Consider the following 17,754-nt stretch of genomic DNA (forward strand, 5'->3'; position numbering starts at 1 on the left):
TCGGGAACAACCACCAGCCTTGGCCGGTGGTTGTTTTATCGAGTAATAACTCTAGAAATCGATTTTTAACTTGGCGTAAAAACCGTTTGAAGTGATATCGCTATTATAGGCACCGGTGTATGACAGACCGAAGGTGGTCGCTTTACCGAGCTTGGTTTCAATACCTAACCCCACGCCAACCAGGTTAGACAATTTACCCCCCTGGATCCTGGCTACTCCGCTATCTGCCAGAGACATTGTCGCTTCTGGAGTGGTGTCACCGAAGAAGTGGGTACCATACAAATCGCCCTTCACTGCCATATCCAGGTTAGCCAAAGTAAATGGCACCGCGGTGCGCACGCCAAGGGTAGTGACCTGCAGATCCTGGTTATCAACGTTGGTGGTAAACACCATATTGTTAACCGTTTCCACATAGCCATCGGATTTGATATGCATCCAGCTGATACCGAAATAGGGCTCAACGGAATAGCTATCGGTATTGAATCCTGAATAGGCCGCTTCTGCAAACAGCTGGGTAATATCCACATTTGGGGAAACAGAATTTGTGCCAACCTGATCGAGAATACTCAAAGTACGATTAGCATCACGATCCTGTTTGGTGTACATCGCACCATAATTCAGCGAAGCCACATCAGCGATTTTGGAGACCCCGTAAACCCCGAAGTGCAGGTCGTCACTGTCGATTTTACCGCTGCTTCCCCCTTTGAAATCGGTGCTACCCGCCCCGAAGTACAGCCCGAGTTTAGTGCTGCTGCTAACATCGATTTCATTGCCGATTAAGGCCGCGAAGAAGTCGACGTCCATGCTGGATTGACCATAATCCACATTAGACCAGCTACCTATAGGCGCCATCCAGAAGCGGCCCGAACCATCGGCCGTTTCAACATAACGCCCTCCACCTATGCCAACCGCCTGATCCTTGATAACGCGCGACATAGTCATTGAATTAACGATGCTGGCATTTTGCGTATTGAGGTACATATCACTACCGAGTGAATTGTAGGTATTACTAACCTCCTCGCCAGATGCCATAAGCAGGGAGTTGAAAAGCGTCCCCCTACCCGTGCCCTCAATCGTATTGGCAATAGAGCGACCATTGTGGTTTGAAGCGTAAGAGGCAAACGTCACATCATCATTGCGGCCAAAACTGGCGGTGAGGGCATTACCAGAGACCTCGACCTGGGTGTTGAAGAACGCGTACTGAGGTGTGGCAATGGCCTTATCAACGCCGGTTAAGGCATCAGCGGTGACAGTGCCGACAGCGACAGTGCCATTATTAAAGACGTCTGCGTACACATCCCTGTCGTTGGAGCCCACCGTAATCATCGAACCGTCGTTAAAGGTCAACTGACCCACATTGACATGCTCGTCCGTGCTGACGACGTAAGTACCCCCGGCATTGACGTCAATATTGGCCTTATGGCTTTCTGTCGATGTCAGATGGCCTTTCAGCGTAAACGTATCGTTATAGTGGCCAATGACCCCGAACTTACCGCCATTCACCGCTACGGTGCCGCTACCAAAGGATTCAGTGAAGCCATACAGGGCGCCGTTCTCCACGGTGGTATTACCCTGATAGCTGTTATCACCGGTCATGATCAACGTGCCCGCACCGAGTTTAACCAGTGAACCGGTATAGAGATCGGCGTTAATTTTGGCCTCAATAGAAGCAGCACGCGCAGCGTAATAATCTTGCCGCCATTTTTCCGCATCCTCCTGGCTAACGATATGATCCGTCGGATCGCTGTTACCATCATTGACTACGAAGCTGTTACCCAGCTCATAGGCTCCACCAGCCGCAATACCCTGATCTTTATAGTTCTGTAGCCAAGCCAAATCTTCTTGTTTACGCGCATCCAGCGCTTGCTGGCTGATGTTATTACTCCAGACATCAAGCGGTGTTGTGGTCATCTTGTATTCAACCTTGCCAAGGAACTGACCGGGCCCATACATACCTTTATCAAGATCGGGCACTCCCCAGCCGTAACGAACATCAGGAACGCCGTCAGCCGCAGTCCAGTTGGCCAGCGTACTGCCGTCCGGGTTCTGGTGGCTGGCGGTCGTGAACATCACATCACGAACCTGAAGAGCACTCATATCCTGATAACGTGATAGCAGTACGCCCATGGCACCAGCCACATGTGGAGCCGACATGGAGGTACCTGATGAGTTCCCCCAGCCCGGCGCTCCGGTTGTCGCATTCACCGTCGTTGAGTAGATGCCATTTCCCGGCGCAGCCACGGTCCACCATTTGGCCTCGCCAGCCTCATTCCAGGTATAAGAGAGGGAGTATTTATCGGTACCGGTTACCCGTTGCAACCCGGCAACAGCAATCCAGTGCTGCTCGGCTTCAGGATGATAATAGGGGTAAAGTGCACGATAGAATGGATTGGCAAAATCGCGGTTGCCCGTGGTAAATATCTGCACCACCGTGGTGCCTTTCACGGCATCATAGGCAGCATCAACAAAGGACGGATTATCTCCGTAGACTTTATTGAAATAAAAGTACTCATATTCTGACTGGGTCATGTTATTGGCCGGTATATGCACACCGGTATTACCACCATCACTGCCGGTTGACCCGTTGTCGACAATACGAATGTTGGTGCCCCAGCTGTTGTTAATCACCTCTGCACCGGAATCTACCAGCGCTTTCCAACCGGTATAGAAGTACTGATAATCCTGGAACGGGCCATAGTTATTGCTATCTGTGCCACCGGTATTTGCGACATAAATATTGGCTCCCCAGGCAACGCCGTGCATGCCTTCGCCATCACGATTAGCCCCAACGGTGCCGGTTACGTGGGTTCCATGGCCATCGTTAACACCGGCGACCCATTGGCCGCTGATATCAAATGCTTCACCCTCGATATATTCGCCCTGTAACCCCGGTGCCAACTGTGGGTAACGCAAACCGGACGAACCGTAGATGCCATTTGCCTGGACTGCATGGAAGCGATCGCCATTAAGATCTTGATGAATAAATAGCAGAGCACCAGAATCCATTACGCCAACGTTAACCCCTTGCCCAGAGTACCCCAGCGCATAGGCGCTGGATGCTTTCATCGCAGTGATGCCCCAATCCCTGCTGTATTCCTCTGTTTCCCAACTGGCTTTATCGCCAATCTGCCCTGTTTCCACATAAGCTGCGGTGGCCACACCGGCCATCGGCGAAATGGCGGCGGAAATAGTCAAGGCAATGAGCGACTTGTTAAGCGTTACTTTTTTCCCCTGGTTTTGATTTATTTTGTTGGGTTGTTGCGAAGCCTTGTGAAAAAATACCTTTGAAATCAAATTCATGTTGATATTCCTTTCAATAATGCTCACAGAGATATTTCTTTGTGCCAAGCTGGCCACACCTTTTTTATTGATTTGTATACCATTTCAAACGAGCACCCGCAGTGTGCTCACTTTTTGAACTGACACATATTGATAAATATCAACATATTTTTTTACAGTCCCTCAAATAATTAGATTATGTGACGGCCTTCATCAATAAAATCGCTGAAATTTTTTGAGGTTGTACCACTGAGAGTTTTAGCGAGGGGGGGATTGGAGGCACAACGGCCAACCAACGTTGGCCGTGCATTAGGTAAGGTTACAGTGTCTGACGAACGCCCCGGCAGTAGACCTCCACTAGATCCAACCCTTCATCCAGCACCAGAATATCGGCATCTTTCCCCGGGCACAGTGACCCTTTCCGGCTCTGCGCGCCCGCCAGAAACGCCGGATTTTCGCAAGCAATGCTGGCAATAGACACCAGGCCATTATCCAGACGATCGACGATGTTCTTCACCGAATCGAGAAAGTTCATCTCCAACTGCTGCACCGCACCATAGTCACAGGGGCAAACGTGGCACGTATCGCCACCGTCTGAGGTGATCTCTAACTGCCCCTGTTTGATACGGAAGGTCTCTTTGCGCAGGTAATGGTGAAACTCATAGCCTTCCGGGAAATCCACATAGCCCATACAGTCACTCATCAGCACCATGCGCCGATCGCGTTTCAGGCGGTAGAGCAGATCAAAGGCCTCCGGTTTGATGGTGATGCCGCTCTGTTTCGCGACCTCCGCGTAGGTATCCTGATAGTACATCAGCGCACCAACCACCCCGAGCTCACGGTGATGGAAGCCACGCATTCCGCTATAAGCGTGGGTGAAGTGATTTAATCCCGCCTCTATCGCTGCAGTAACCTCAGCAAAGGTGGCATCGGTATGCCCTGCCGACGCAGTGATCCCCTGCGCGTGCAGGTGGCGAATCAACTCCAACGACCCTTCCAGCTCTGGCGCTAGCGTCATCAGGCGGATGTTCTGCCCCGCTAGCCGGTTAAAGCGTTCGAATCCCTCAACGCTTGGCCGTTGCAAACAGTCGGCTCGTTGCATGCCGAGGTGTTTTTCACTGATGTAGGGGCCTTCCATATGGATGCCAATGGCTTCGGCCCCGTTCGCTGGCGTTGCCGTGGCAATATAGTCAGCAGCCTCTATTAACGACGTCTCAAGGAAATCATTTGGCATGGTGCCGGAAGTGGGCAGGTAAGAAGTGACTCCGGCCTTGACCAAATCGTGGCTCATCCACTTCAGCGATGCCTTATTGCCCTTGTAGCCGAACGAACCCCGCCCCCAACCGTGCACATGAATATCGACAAAGCCGGGCATGATGATCCGATGACTATGGTCGATGCAGCTACCGGAAAAGTGGCTGGCGAACCCGCTGATTTTCCCTTGCTCCACCAGCAGATAACCGGCTTTGATACCGTCGGGGAATACGATCCGGTTGGATTTGATAACCCCAGAGCACTGGTCATTCATGGCTTCTCTCCAAGACCCGATCCGCCAGTTCATCGGCCAAGACGGCACACAGGCCGGTATAGGCTCCGGGATCCAGCAGCTCCGCAATCTCCTGCGCAGTAAAGTTTTCGGCCATGACCGGATCCTGGCTTAGTATTTCACCGTATTCGAGGTGTTCATGAGTGCTGCGCATCGCCATGTTGTAAACCAGCTCATGGGCCGGATCCTTACCCAGCTTATCCACCAGCTTCATCATGATTTTCTCGCTGTTGATCAGCCCGTGCGTCAACATCACGTTGTCGTGCATCCGCTCAGGGTTAATCACCAGCGTGCGCGTCAGCTCCTCTGCACGCAGGATAATCTCGGCCATCAGCTCAATGCTTTCCTGCAGGCTGGCATCAAAGATAAAGTAGGCCGAGCTGTCCGCCTCAAACGGTCTTGGGCACACATAGAGCACCGCCGTCATCACTGAATAGAGCTTCTGGGCGTTGGCAATGATGCCTTTTGCCAGCTTGGGATTGACCTTCTGCGGCATGGTGCTGCTGCCCACGGTGCCTTTGGTAAATGCCTCGGAGACCTCGCCAAACTCCTCACTGGAAGTCTGATAAACCTCTTCGGCGATTTTATGCAGAGTGGTTGCCAACAGACACAGGTTGCTGATGTACTCGGCGCGGAACACTCTGGCATTGCGTGAAGGGACCAGCATCGAATGCATCCCGAGCTGTTCGGCGACCAGATCCTGCACCGTTCTGCCCGCCTCCCCCGTGGCGTGAAAGGCCCCCACAGCCCCGCCCATCATCACGGTGAAGACGCGCTTTTCCGCCTCCCGCATGCGTTCCACCGCTGCCAGCAGCTCATAAATCCACACGGAAACCTTATAGCCATAGGTGATAGGCAAGGCATGTTTGCCGTGGGTACGCCCCGCCATCAGGGTATTTTTATGTGCCTTCGCCAGGCGGGCCAGATTGACCAGCGTGTCATCGACAAACCTAATCAGATAGCGGTGGAATTTCTGCACGATCAGCAGATGGGCCGTCTGTTGAATGTTTTGGGTCGTCACACCGTAGTGCACGTACTTGCCACTTTCCGCATCACAAGCTTTGACCAACACCTTGATGACAGGCACAAACCCGTGGCCAATCTGACGCATCAACCGGTCGATCTCCGCCAGATCGATCCGCTCCAACTGGCAGTTGGCAGCGATATTTTCAGCCGCGGCGGCGGGGATCATCCCCACCTTGGCCTGCGCTATCGCCAAAGCACCCTCTACGTCGAGCCACGATTGCACTCTGGCCTCGTGAGTGAACAGGTCTTTCATGCCCTGATGATCGATGGTTTTACTTTTGGAATCATAAAGTGCGCGCATGCTGTGTTCCTCTTAACGTTGCTGAATGCCAGCAAGATGGTCATCTACCGCGTTACGGACAAACTCGACGTGTGGCCCGAAGACGACGTGAATATGGTTGCTGGAGGGAATAAAGGTCCCCAATGAGCCCGCTTCTTTGAGCAACTCCATGTTCATCAGCTTCTGGTCGCCAAGGTCGATACGCAGCCGCGACACGCAGTTTTCTACCCGCTTGATGTTCTGCCTGCCGCCTAGGCCTTCTACGACCAGCTCCGCCACCTTGTCGTACTCTTTGTTATTGAGCAGCGCACTGTCCGCCATCTCGTTCTCGCGGCCTGGCGTTTTGATATCAAACTTGCCAATGGCATAGCGGAACACGCCATAGAACACCACAAAGTTAATCGCGCCCAGCAGCAGCAGGTTCGGCCAGTGGGTGTTTTCGTACATCAGCCCGAAGATGCCGAAGTCAAAGATCGTGCCGCGAATATAGCCAATCGAGACGTCCAACATTTGCAGAGGAATGGTTAGCAGGCCGCACAAGATCGCGTAGACAACAAAGAGCTGCGGTGCAATAAACAGGAAGGAGAACTCAAGCGGTTCGGTGATATTGCCGAGGAACGCCGTCAGCACCACGGTCAGGATCATCCCTTTGGCGAATTTCTTGTTTTTGAAATAGGCCATGTGGTACATCGCCAGCCCGATAGCCGGAACGCGGAACAACGTGGTCAGCATCTGCGACGAAGCCAGGTAGCTGGACAGCGTTGGCATGAACTCATTCCATGCTGGATGGTTGGGTCCCAGTTCAAACAGGATCTTGTTCATGGCGGGCAGAATGCCGACATAGGTTTGCCCATCAATCAGATAGGTACCACCCGCTTCGGTGAAGCGCACCGTTGAGCTCAGAACATGGTGCAAGCCAAACGGGATCAGCAAACGGTTCAAGGTCATGTAGATCCCGGCACCGATGTTCGGCGCCATCATCACGGTCGAGATGCTCCGCATCCCATAGGTAAACACATCCCACACGAATGGGATCAGCAGGCCGACCGGAATGGTAAAGGCAATCGACAGGATGGCGACCGATTTCTTCCCGCTGAAGAAGGCAAAGGCCAACGGCAGCTGTAGCCGGTAGAACCTGTCTGTCACCTTGGCGGCAAGCAAACCGGCAATGATCCCTCCCAGCGCCTCTATTTTCAGCGTATGGATGCCGAGCACCATGCCCTGCCCGACCAGCGCCATATTCTCCGTCACCAATTGGTCCATGACTTTCAGATGCACATGCATGGAGATCAGTAAGGTTAGATAGGCGATGACCGAAGCAAAGACCGCAATGCCCTTTTCCTTCTTCGACATGCCATAAGCGACCCCCATGGCGAACAGCAATGGGATATTCTGGAATACCACGCTGCTGATTAATCCCACCGAAGAGAGGATCGCCTTGCAGTAGGCATTTCCCAGAAACGGCAGTTTATCGATCATATACGCCTGGCCCAGCGCGCTACAGATCCCCATTAACATCCCCACCGGGGCTAACACGGCAATAGGCAATAATAGGGAACGCCCAAACGTCTGTATTTCGTTTTTAAAGTTTGATTTCATTATCTGGCCCCTGGTTTACTTTACCGCTCTATCAAACAATGCCAGCACTCCCACCATCAAGGCCAAATACTGGCTGATTCAAGGCTCATTTTTTGCCCGTCAAAAACTGGGGTTGGAGCCGAAGACAGGAGCTCGTCTGGCGAGCCATACTCTGCCAGCCTACTGGCCTGGCCCTTATCACGTATTTTTTGCACAGTCTTCTGCATCTGGCGTCGTTGATTTCTGGGTACCAGTGCTATGATCGGCACGACTCAACCCGGCAATGCGGGTTAGCGCTTGATCAAACGCTCAAACCGGATTGAGTTCCTTAAGTGAGCTACTATTGTGAAAAGCTATTGAGAGAAAATGAGCCTGACACATAAGAAGAATGTAGGGGTGATGATATGGATAGTGAATTTGTTTCTAATAATATAGCCAGCGTTAGCGTATTGGCAGTTTGTATTGTTGCTATTATTGGATTGACTATCTATGACCGGGAAAGAGAAAGGGGGAAGTTTGGCGTTATCGTTCACCTTGCTCAATTTATAGTTTGGGTTTGTATTATTACGATACTCGGCGGCTACGCGGAAATTGCCGTGGCTACGTATAAAATCTCCTTTATTTCATCCAGTACCATCAACTTTCTCTGCACCACTATCATCTCATTGATTTTAATTAGAAAATTATTTTTAATGATCAATCGCCTGGGAAAGAAGCAGATCCAAAAAGGGCGAGACATCACGACGACCCACATGATTTCCCGCATATTAAAAGCCACGATTGTGGTCATCATGATACTGCTGTATGGCGAGCATTTTGGCATGAGCGTGTCGGGGTTGGTGACGTTCGGCGGGATTGGTGGCATCGCCATCGGTATGGCAGGGAAGGACATCCTAAGTAACTTTTTTTCTGGCATTATGCTGTACTTTGATCGTCCGTTTACCATTGGTGACTGGATACGCTCACCGGATAGAAACATCGAGGGTACGGTTGTCGAGGTGGGTTGGCGAATGACCAAGATAACCACCTTCGATCAGCGACCGTTATATGTTCCAAACTCTGTATTTTCATCGATCAGCGTTGAAAACCCGAGCAGAATGACCAATCGCCGTATCAAGGCCTCTATCAGCCTGCGCTATGAAGATGCAGACAAGATAGCTGGCATCACCCAAGATATATTGGCGATGCTAAAATCGAACGATAACATCGATCAGAGCAAAACCCTGTTGGTCAATTTTAACTTATTTGGTGATTCATCGTTAAATATCATGATTTACTGCTTTACCAAGACAACGGCCTGGAGTGAGTGGCTTGCGGTGCAACAGGCGGTTTACCTGAAAATCATTGATATCGTCCATCAGCACGAGGCTGACTTTGCTTTCCCGAGCAGCACGCTTTACTTCGATAGCCAGAAGAACGAGATACCCGTAGGTGAGCAAGAAGCAAAATAATCTACTGGGAAAAGACACGGTTGGCATCTTATCTATTGGGGCTGCCTTCCTGCTGCTATTCAGGTAAGGCGTAAACTCCAATCTTTTTAATGCTATTTCGCTTATTCTCACCTGCAAAGCGCAGCGTTTTCTGCCATTCTTTTGCCTATTCCTCCTAGCCTTAGCTGCACCTTCGTAGACAGGACAAATAATGGAAGTGTTAACAAAGGATGAAGTGTTATATCACCGGGGAAGTTTGCTGACAGCAGACGGCGTCATGGTCGCCTCATGGGATCTTGAACAACAGGAGAGTTTTTCCGGTGATTATTTTAGCCTGGCTGGCTACCGCGGTATCCGCAACGCCGCTGCGGCCCCCTTCAGCGTGGATTATTGCAACGAATCGGTCGTGCACATCATTAACGGCATGGGCGTAACGCTGGGCGATTCCATTATTGGCCTGACCGCGCTTGAGGCGCTGCGCGAGTTTAATTCCAATCTGCACACTATTATCTACCGGCCAGGGCGCGCGCCCCACTATGTCGATCAGCTTTATCATCTGGCGGCAGGCGTGGTGGCGGATCTCCGTTGGCTGCCGTGGAAGGCAGAACATATTCCAGAACAAGAACTGTGTATCGATGCCGGTAATCAACTGTTCTGGCCAGCCTTCACCACGTTGCCGATGATCGATTTCTTCCTGCAGGCACTGGGCGTTGAACCTGCCGCGATTCCTGCTGCGGCGAAAGCCAACCGCTGGATGCAAAAACTGTGTCTGCCGCCATTACCTGAGCGCTGGCAGAACAAGCCCTACGTGCTGTTTTGCCCCACCGCCAGTACGCCGTTACGCAGCATCCCGGCCAGTGCCCATGTGCCATTGGTGAATGCCCTGTGGGAGAAATTTGCCTGCCCGGTGCTGGGGTTCGGCGCGGTGGATCATCCGCATTATGTGGATATTCAACCGCTTTCCCCCGCTACCGCGGATTTCCTGGCCTGGGTGAAGCATGCCCGCTATGTTCTGACATCGGATACCGCTGCGGTGCATATTGCCGCTGGCTACGATGTCCCAACCACCGCCTTCTTTACCTCAATCGCTCCCGAATTGCGGGTGCGAGACTATCCTTTATGTCAGCCTGTCTATTTTGCCATCCCCGAGCTGAACAACGTGCAGGCCAGCGCCAGAAAGCATGACCTGGAGCAGGTCGAACTAGCCTTTACTACCCTGATGCTAAACGAATTGCCGTGGGCCTGATCCCCGGTCTGGAGAACTACCGATGCTGTTGACCGCAATAAGAAATACCGCGTTTGCCCTGCTGGCTTTGGTCATTACCCAAACCAGCGCACTCAGCTTTACCCTGGAAGTTGGCGGCAAGATTAAAAACACCACCGACGCCGAGAACAAAACCTATGTCTTTACCGATAAAGAGCTGTTTGCCATGCCGGTCCACAGCATCACGACCACCACTTCGTGGACGCCCAGAGTAAAATTCGATGGCGTATTGCTGGCAGATATTTTGGCTAAAGTGGGTGCCGAAGGCACCATGATGACGCTCTACGCGCTGAACGATTATTATATTGATGTGCCCATCTCGGACGTGGCTAAATACAATATGATCCTGGCCTATAAAATGGGCGGGGAAATGTTAAAGGTGCGCGATTTCGGGCCGCTGTTTCTGATCTATCCCCGCGATGCCGGGGGCGCGGAGCTCAACTCTCCGCTGTATAACTCGCGCTTTATCTGGCAGATCAACAGGATCGTAATTAAATGAAGTTAGTCCGCTTCAAAGACAGCGGCAGGTTGGCCATTCCGGCCATTTTTGCCGCCTTATTCCTGCTCGCCTCAACGGTGACGCTGTATTACTACAGCGCCACCTTGTCCAAAAAAGGGCTGTATGCCGTTGCCGGTACGCAGGAGAACTACTCTTGGTCAATCGCCAAGTTCGCCATCAAGCTGGCGGAATTTGAAACCCTGGTGGAACAGCAAAAAAGCACCAATCAGGTGGATATCGATAACCTGAGGCTAAGGTTCGATATTCTCTATTCTCGCTATTCGGTGCTCGCCCGCCCGTCAGAATCGACCCTGCCGCTGTATCACGAGCCTGGATATCCCGAGCTCGTTGAACGGATGCGCAATGAAATTACCCAGTTGGATCAGTTGGTCAACAGCCCTCAGGTAGATCTGGGGATGATTTCGCAGGCCATGCAACAGATCAAACCCTCCGCGATTATGATGGCCAACCTGGCGGACCACGCTGAAGTGAAGCAACGCACCGGCGCTTACGAAGATTTTATCGAGAAAAGGCACATCATCTTTTATGGCCTGGTGATCATTATGTTCTCGGTGATCACGCTGATTGCCATCACGCTGATCGTCATCCGCCAGCAGCGCCAAACCATCAGCCAGCAGTCGAAGGCCATTCGCGCAGAGCAAAAGGCTATCCGCACCAAAAACGCCTTCCTTGGGGCTATCGGGCATGAACTGCGCACCTCGCTGCAAAGCATTATGTCCGCCATTGATGTGCTGACCAATACCCGCGTATCCCATGAGCACAAGGATACCTTCCACCGGCTGGAAACCGCCGCCGAGCAGATAGAAAGCCAGATGAAGGATCTCACCGATTATGCACGCCTGGACAGCGGCATGATGGAGCTGCGCATTGTTCCCTTTAATGCCCAGCAGGTGATCGACGAAACGACGGATGAAATCGCCATGCTGACCCATAAACCTGGGGTCAAACTGGTACGTGAAGTGGAGTTTACCCATGCGCAGGTCTATTCCGACCCGCAGCGGCTACGGCAAATCGTGGTTAACCTGCTGACCAACGCCTTTAAATATACCGAAAGCGGTACCATCACGCTGCACAGCTGCCTGCGTAGCCAACCGGCGGGAAGCTCGTTAATCATCGAAGTCACGGATACCGGCATCGGTATCGACAATGCCCTGCTACCGCAGATTTTTGAGCCCTTTACCCAGCTCGATCAGTCAAATACTCGCCAATACAGCGGGGTTGGCATGGGGTTGGCGATCGTCCACGGCCTGGTCGAATTGCTCGATGGCACAATCACGGTGTATAGCGAAGTAGGAGAAGGCAGCACCTTTATCGTCAGCATCCCCGTTGAGATCAGTGAAGAACAGTTGCCAGAGCAAAGCCCACGTCCGGCAGCGACGCTGTTGAAAAAAGAGCAGCAAATCCTGGTGGTGGACGACAATCCTGCCGCAGGCATGGCCTTTATCGCCCTGCTGGATAAGTTGGGCTATCAATATGAGCTGTGTGACTCGTCGGAACGTGCGCTGCAAAAGCTGTTGCGGCGGCCTTACGATGCCTTGCTGCTCGATCTGCAAATGCCCGGCATCGATGGTGTGGCAGTGGCGCAACAGCTGCGTGACCAGCGTGGCCCGAACCGTAATATCCCGATTATCGGTATCAGCGCCTATACGCCGGAGCTGCTCCCTAGCGAGCAACGCGCCATGTTTGACGATTACCTGATGAAACCGGTACGCATGGAGGCGCTATCCACCTCACTCACGTCGCTGTTTGTCGCTACAGATTAAAGCACCGTTGCAGTGCGGCTTCGATCACATGGAGCCGCACCGGTTTTTCATACGGGCCGAGCACGTCATAATCACGCATTGCTCTGGCAATCTCTGACTCACGTAAATCGGTGCCCAACTGGCCGGTCAGCACCAGGATCGGCGCATCCGCGTGATCGGAAGTGCGAATGGTTTCGATGCATCTCTGCGCCGTCTCATGGCCTATCAACCAATCCACCACGTAGCCATCAAACGGGCTTTTGGCCAGCGCCTGGCAGAAACTGCTGACGTCATAGAAAGCCACGGCGTTAAATCCTTGGCTATTGAGATACTTGGTTAGCTCGTCAGCGGCCTGGTGTGCATCGTCCAATACCGCAATGCTCAGGCGATCGTCCTCGCTAAGGCCGGGGCGGATCTCGATCAGTTCGACAGCAAAATACTTGCCCTGTGGGGCTTCGCTGGCTCGATAAACGATCCACTGCCCATCCTGCTGCAAGCCAACAAATTCGGCCTGCTTGCTGCCCAATAGTTCGCTGCTAATGTGCGCCACGCAAGGTAACGCCACCCCGGCCACAGAAAAGATGGCATCCTGTGCCACAGTGGACCCTACAGGCTCGCTTTCGGGGAGAATGTCGACGATGGACGCCGGCGTTTCTCCCAAGGCCAGTGCCACGCTGTTGATTTGCTCCAGCGTCCATGGGCTCTGGCCTTTCAGCTTGCGGTGAGCATGGGAAAAACTCAGATCCAAAATGCGGCTGAGTTCCTTGGCATGTTGTCGCTTGCCGATCCCATGTTGCAAAAAGAGTTCCCTGACCTTGCCTGCAATCGACTGCGAATCGAATTTTTGATGATTGTTAAACATGTTATCCTTCGATATATCTCGCTGATTTTTCAGTCGCTTTGACACCCATCCGTACAAAAACGTTATCGAAATCTCGCATACTATACAATCTTAGCCTAATAGCTTGCTTGACATACCATCTTTTATGGTCAAACATGGTATCAGAAGTGATGTATTATAAAAACGATAGTAGAACGATAAGTTAGTAATAACCATACCAACACCAGGGAAATTATAAGCCGGCCACAACACCTGATTAAAGTATCAACAGGGAGTTGCAAGCTGAGCAAGTTTAACCGCAGAGTTAATGGCTTCACCCCTCGTTAAGCCGGGGCCCGCAAGGGTTCCGGTTTTTTATTTGCCATAAACCCAATGAAAAGGCCGGAGAACACTCCCCGGCCCGTCACTCGTTCGCGGATTATCCCCCAACTCTGGCATCTTCCTCAGCCTGGCGAATGATGGCTTTGGCCATCCACTGGGTCACATCCTGAATATCATCGAGCTCCAAACCCCAAATGTCTTTCAGCACCAGGAAGACTTCGGAACCATAAATCAGCGAAAAGGCGTGGATCACGCGTTGCAGGTCTTCAGCGGGGAGTTTGTTCTGCAAGGGCTCCACCGCCAGCTTCAACAGCCGCTTGCGATTGCCACGCACAAACTTTTCGCCCGGCGTCGCGTTAGCCCATTGCTGGAGCGAGAGCTGTAACGCCGCACGTAGCGCGCCTTCATGCTGCTCCATCTGCGGATAGGCAAACGCCAACAGTTGATGAATGCGCTTGAGCGCATCGTTATCCTGCGGTTGCCATTCAAGGATCGGCCCCAGGCTTTTCGCCACAACGGCGGAGATCAGGGCACTTTGGGTGGGAAAATAGCGATAAGCGGTGGCACGGGAGACCTGCGCATGCGCCGCTAGCTCTGTAATCGAAGGGAAGACACCACCATCGTAGAGCTCCATCGCACAGGCCAGCAGCAAGCTGCGGGTTTTGGCACGAGTATGTGTCAAAGATTCATCCCGTGGAGCGGGAAATGCGGATATTGGCACGTTTTCCTCGAACTTCCTCGTATCTTCCAGCCTTGGAGTCAATACGATAGACAGCCTCACCGACAGATCCTGGCCCATCGGCAACGTAAAAAATCACAGCTAAGATAGCCAAAAACGGGACACAAGTCTCACTTTAAGCAAATTAATGCTTGCAAAAATGATACGGTAGTCTCATTATGACCAACAAATAAACGATAGTACCTTATTGTCCGACACCAGGGTTCACCACCTACTATAAAAAATAGCATTAAAATCAATTTGTTCAGACCCTTGTCTGAACCTTTTTCCAGGAACAGATGATGAGCAGCACCCCAAGTTTTGTCTATATTGCTACCACAGCAGATACTAAAGGACAAGAACTGGAATATGTCCGTCATCTGATCGCCAATCTCGATTTACCCGTCATCACCCTCGATCTCTCCACTTCCGGTAAACCTTCTCTGTATCACGCGGACGTTTCTGCGCATGAGATCGCGGGTTACCATCCGGAAGGTGAACAAGCCGTTTTTTGTGCTAATCGCGGGCAGGCGATTGCGGCCATGGCTATCGCTTTTGAGCGCTTCATGCTCTCACGTCGTGATGTTGCTGCGCTGCTCGGTTTGGGCGGGTCTGGTGGCACCGCGATCATCACGCCCGCCATGCAACAGTTGCCCATCGGCCTGCCAAAGCTGATGGTATCGAGTATGGCGGCGGGTGATGTCGCTGGCTATGTCGGCTCCAGCGATATTGCCATGCTGTATTCCGTCACCGATATCGCCGGGCTAAATCGCATTTCACGCAAGGTATTGAGCAATGCCGCCAACCAGATAGCCGGGGCCATCCGCTTTCATATCGATGATGATGCCGACAGCAAACCCGCCACCGGCCTGACCATGTTTGGCGTCACTACGCCTTGTATCAAGGCCGTGACCAGCACCATTGAGCACGACTGGGATTGCCTGGTGTTTCACGCTACCGGCAGTGGTGGCCAGGCAATGGAAAAGCTGATCGACAGCCGCTTGCTCAACGCCGTATTGGATCTGACCACTACCGAGGTGTGCGACTATCTGTTTGATGGCGTGTTGGCCTGCAACGAAGATCGCTTTGGGGCCATTGCCCGCACTGAGATCCCTGGTGTGATGTCCTGCGGAGGGCTGGATATGATCAACTTCGGTCACCCGAAAACCATTCCGGCCCGCTATTCCAATCGTCAATTTTATTGCCACAACAGCCAGGTAACGCTGATGCGCACCACGGCGCAGGAGAATACCCAGTTGGGGCGCTGGATTGGCGGCAAGCTGAACGCCTGTGCCGGAGAGGTATGCTTTGTCGTACCGCTGGGTGGCTTTTCAACCTTGGATGCGCCAGGGCAGCCCTTCTGGGATCCACAGGCGCTGGGCGCTTTTGTTCACTCGCTGGAACGGACGCTGATACAGACCGCAAAACGCCGGTTGCTCAAAGTACCGTACCATATCAACGATCCCCTGTTCGCCGCGGTTATTATCGAACAATTTAATGCCATTGCTGCTACGGCTAAATAATCCTGTCAGAAATTAAAATCGTGTCGATGGCCCTACTATGGGCCGCAAACCCTTTAATGGGCCGGTAAAACTTAAATTGGGCCATAAAACCTGATACAGTGGGCCATAAATGGCAAAACGGGCCGTAAATAGGATATTTTACGGTCCGTGTTTTTACTGGCCCGCAGGAAACAAACATCGATGACATCCTCAGTTACCCTACCCAACCTGCAGCAGGCCATCCTAACCGCCATCGCTGCCGCGAAAACTCCCGTCAGTTCTGGGGAACTGGCGAAGCAGCTTCAGGTCGGTCGCTCCACCATCAAGCGTCATATTGAGGTCCTGCTCAGGGAAGACAGAATCATCCGATACGGCACCGGACGAGGAACCCGTTACACCCTCTCTGGGCAACAGACAGAGTTGGTACAACCCACTTCTTCGGTCACAACAGACAGTGGCATCGCACCTCACACCACGGAGGCGCAAGCTCTTCTCAACTACCTACACTCCCCACTGACTAGCAGGGAGATTACTGGTTATGACCGAAGCTTTGTGGAAGACTACATCCCGAACCAGACCTTTCTGCTGTCAGAGTCTCTTGCCAGGGCACTAATGGAAGAAGGGAAGATGGCCGGGCAGCAACCTGCTGGGACCTATGCCCGAAAAGTGCTGGAGCAGTTGCTGATTGATTTATCCTGGTCCTCATCGCAATTGGAAGGCAACCGGTATTCCTTGCTGGCAACCGAGGAACTCTTTAGAAGCGGGACAGAAGCCGGGGATATGGATGCAGTGATGCTGTTGAACCATAAGCAGGCGATTGAGTTTATGGTCGATGCCGTCCCCGAATCCGGACTGACTGGCCCTGTCATCAGCAACCTTCATGCTCTATTGATGCACGACTTGCTTTCTGAGCCGGAAGGTCTCGGGGCCATCAGGAAGAAGATAGTGAATATCAGCGGAACAACTTACACTCCGCTGCAGACACCTTTCCTGCTGCAGGAGATGTTTGACAAAATTATTGAGAAGGCCCGGCAAATCATAAATCCGGTAGAGTCCGCATTTTTTCTGTGGGTCAATCTTGCCTACCTGCAACCCTTTGAGGACGGTGACAAAAGAACCAGCAGGCTCGCGGCCAACATTCCGCTGATGCTGTATAATAGTGCCCCTTTGTCCTTCCTTGACGCTGATGCCACGAATTATGCATACGCCATGATGGGGGTCTATGAAAAGCGTAATGTGGCTCTAGCGGTGGAGTTGTTTGAGCATCTGTACCGTCGCTCAATAAAACGCTACGCCGTGACACTCCAGGCAATGGGTGTTCCTGACCCGTTCAGACTGCGCCACCGGGAGGACTTAAATACAGCCATCCGCTATATCGTCACCGACAGGGAGAGTATCGAATCCGCCCTGCTAGCCATCACTATTGCCGCAGAAGATAAGGAGCAGTTCAGGGCTCTCCTGCAGGATGAACTCCGGGTACTGAACACGCACAACTGCGCCCGGTATCGCCTTTCGATGCGTATGACGGAACAGTGGATTAAAGACGGGAAACCGGCCTAGTCGTCCAGTTTAACCCGTGCGAGATCCGCGGGAAATAGGCTGTAGGCGTGGCAGCACAGACACCATCCTCAATTTTGCATTCCAGGTGGTCTTCGGGGGAAAATTCATTAAGAGTGATGATTTCAAACTGGTATTACTGGAGAGAGA

Annotated in this window: 12 protein-coding genes; 6 read left to right on the forward strand and 6 right to left on the reverse strand. The window is 52.3% G+C overall.

Annotated features, from left to right (window positions below; all coding sequences use genetic code 11):
- Positions 1-51: 51 nt before the first annotated feature.
- From ACX9GU_RS26055 to ACX9GU_RS26070, 4 genes are all read right to left on the reverse strand, one after another.
- Complete coding sequence (locus ACX9GU_RS26055; RefSeq protein ID WP_473193349.1) at positions 52-3,300, reverse strand: S8 family serine peptidase; 3,249 nt, start codon at positions 3,298-3,300, stop codon at positions 52-54.
- A 298-nt stretch (positions 3,301-3,598) separates the two neighbouring features.
- Positions 3,599-4,807, reverse strand: coding sequence for an N-acetylglucosamine-6-phosphate deacetylase (locus tag ACX9GU_RS26060; RefSeq protein WP_473193350.1), 1,209 nt, complete (start codon positions 4,805-4,807; stop codon positions 3,599-3,601).
- Positions 4,800-6,152: a class-II fumarase/aspartase family protein gene (locus ACX9GU_RS26065; RefSeq protein WP_473193351.1), complete on the reverse strand. Its 1,353-nt coding sequence runs from the start codon at positions 6,150-6,152 to the stop codon at positions 4,800-4,802. Before ACX9GU_RS26065 ends, ACX9GU_RS26060 begins: the two co-directional genes overlap by 8 nt.
- Positions 6,153-6,164: 12 nt before the next feature.
- Positions 6,165-7,730 carry a PTS transporter subunit EIIC gene (locus tag ACX9GU_RS26070; RefSeq protein WP_473193352.1) on the reverse strand — a complete coding sequence of 522 codons (1,566 nt, stop codon included), beginning with the start codon at positions 7,728-7,730 and terminating at the stop codon, positions 6,165-6,167.
- 383 nt (positions 7,731-8,113) lie between these two features.
- On the opposite strand from ACX9GU_RS26070, the gene ACX9GU_RS26075 reads away from it, so the two are divergent.
- From ACX9GU_RS26075 to ACX9GU_RS26090, 4 genes are all read left to right on the forward strand, one after another.
- Entirely contained in the window at positions 8,114-9,160 is a 1,047-nt protein-coding gene (locus ACX9GU_RS26075) for a mechanosensitive ion channel family protein (RefSeq protein ID WP_473193353.1), read from the forward strand.
- Positions 9,161-9,350: 190 nt separating this feature from the next.
- On the forward strand, positions 9,351-10,385 hold the full coding sequence (locus tag ACX9GU_RS26080; protein ID WP_473193354.1) for a glycosyltransferase family 9 protein: 1,035 nt from the start codon (positions 9,351-9,353) through the stop codon (positions 10,383-10,385).
- 22 nt (positions 10,386-10,407) lie between these two features.
- Positions 10,408-10,902, forward strand: coding sequence for a putative pterin-binding protein (locus tag ACX9GU_RS26085; protein WP_024527650.1), 495 nt, complete (start codon positions 10,408-10,410; stop codon positions 10,900-10,902).
- Complete coding sequence (locus tag ACX9GU_RS26090; protein WP_473193355.1) at positions 10,899-12,686, forward strand: ATP-binding response regulator; 1,788 nt, start codon at positions 10,899-10,901, stop codon at positions 12,684-12,686. Before ACX9GU_RS26085 ends, ACX9GU_RS26090 begins: the two co-directional genes overlap by 4 nt.
- On the opposite strand, the gene ACX9GU_RS26095 is transcribed toward ACX9GU_RS26090, so the two are convergent.
- A complete protein-coding gene (locus tag ACX9GU_RS26095; protein WP_473193356.1) occupies positions 12,676-13,527 on the reverse strand; it encodes a helix-turn-helix domain-containing protein in 852 nt (283 codons plus the stop codon). The genes ACX9GU_RS26090 and ACX9GU_RS26095 overlap by 11 nt on opposite strands.
- Before the next feature lie 397 nt (positions 13,528-13,924).
- A complete protein-coding gene (locus ACX9GU_RS26100; RefSeq protein ID WP_473195239.1) occupies positions 13,925-14,461 on the reverse strand; it encodes a TetR/AcrR family transcriptional regulator in 537 nt (178 codons plus the stop codon).
- A 386-nt stretch (positions 14,462-14,847) separates the two neighbouring features.
- Between ACX9GU_RS26100 and ACX9GU_RS26105 the strand changes: the two genes are divergently transcribed.
- Positions 14,848-16,068, forward strand: coding sequence for a Tm-1-like ATP-binding domain-containing protein (locus ACX9GU_RS26105; RefSeq protein ID WP_473195240.1), 1,221 nt, complete (start codon positions 14,848-14,850; stop codon positions 16,066-16,068).
- A 180-nt stretch (positions 16,069-16,248) separates the two neighbouring features.
- Complete coding sequence (locus tag ACX9GU_RS26110; protein ID WP_473193357.1) at positions 16,249-17,607, forward strand: Fic family protein; 1,359 nt, start codon at positions 16,249-16,251, stop codon at positions 17,605-17,607.
- Positions 17,608-17,754: the final 147 nt, after the last annotated feature.

It is taken from the genome of Serratia sp. K1WW1 (assembly GCF_055790865.1).